This is a genomic window from Neisseria sp. P0009.S007 (assembly GCF_051962515.1).
This window is the reverse complement of record NZ_JBQCVF010000843.1, coordinates 1-537: the sequence shown is the minus strand read 5'-3', so window position 1 is coordinate 537 and position 537 is coordinate 1. Positions and strand designations below refer to the sequence as shown.

1 pseudogene is annotated in these 537 nt (G+C 27.2%); it reads left to right on the top strand.

Annotated elements, in window-relative coordinates:
• Positions 1-20 precede the first annotated feature (20 nt).
• Positions 21-537, top strand: a pseudogene (locus tag ACTHS3_RS16710) (hypothetical protein); the annotation flags it as partial.

Genomic DNA, 537 nt, shown 5'->3' with positions numbered 1-537 from the left:
AAAATGGGTCATTTTTATACATGAATAATTTTAAAAAAAACAAAAAGAAACAAATTAGATCACTATTACTTATAAAGTATTCAGAATTAAATGAAAAATCAATATTTATCAATTATTTAGAAATAGTTGGTAAATTTTTTGCAGCTTTGGCTGCGCTTGGATTAATACTTGGAAGCTTTTTAACTCATCGCTATTTAGATTTTATTGAACAATCTAGCATCTTCCCTGATGCCATGACTTCTTCTTCCAGTTTAACTACTATTTTATTTGTTTTTGCTCTAATTCTTATAGTTTTCATTTTTCCTTTTGTATCTCCTTATTTTCTACTACACATATCTAGTGAATATAGAAAACAAGGGAAGAAGCTTAAAAAACTACATTTACCTTTATATACTTTAGCCTCAAGCTTCCCGATTCTGATTACATTACTTATACTAATGGAATACTTTGGGAATAAAGATAACTTACCAATTCATGTTTTTTCTCTAATTATATTGACACTACCCTGCTTTTTTTATCTACTACAGGGAAATATCT